This window comes from Vibrio sp. 10N.222.46.A1, assembly GCF_041473595.1.
GTDB classification, from domain to species: domain Bacteria; phylum Pseudomonadota; class Gammaproteobacteria; order Enterobacterales; family Vibrionaceae; genus Vibrio; species Vibrio tasmaniensis_A.
Genome location: NZ_JBFRSN010001116.1, coordinates 1 through 453, shown reverse-complemented (window position 1 = coordinate 453; position 453 = coordinate 1). Strand labels below are relative to the sequence as shown.

The following is a 453-nucleotide window of genomic DNA, read 5'->3' as shown; positions in this document are numbered from 1 at the left end:
TTGAAGAACTTGTCGACATCTTTCTCACGGTGTTCCGGTAATGGCTTGTAGAACAATGTTGAAAGAACGAAGAAGCCAGCAGTAAATACGATGTGACCGATAAGGCCGATAGCCACTTTCAGGTCAGCCCACTCACGGCCAGTTAGTTCGTTTAGACCGAACCAGTTTTGAATCATGTCCGCTGTGATAACGAAACCAACGAAGTAAGAAACTACACCACCAACGACTAGCGTGCCCCAGCCAGCCCAATCCGGAGTTTTACGGATAAAGAAGCCACAGAATGCAGGAATCGTCATTGGGAAGCCGATCAATGCGCCCACGTACATCATGGTGTCGAAAAGGCTCAGACCTTTAAGAGAGTTAATGAACAGAGCAACCAAGATGATCGCGATGCCGAAGAAAGTAGACGTTATTTTAGAAACGACCATTAGCTCTTTCTCTGTCGCTTTAGGG

At 46.8% G+C, this 453-nt stretch carries 1 pseudogene; it reads right to left on the bottom strand.

Annotated elements, in window-relative coordinates:
* Window positions 1-453: pseudogene (locus tag AB4496_RS24350) on the bottom strand (transporter); the annotation flags it as partial.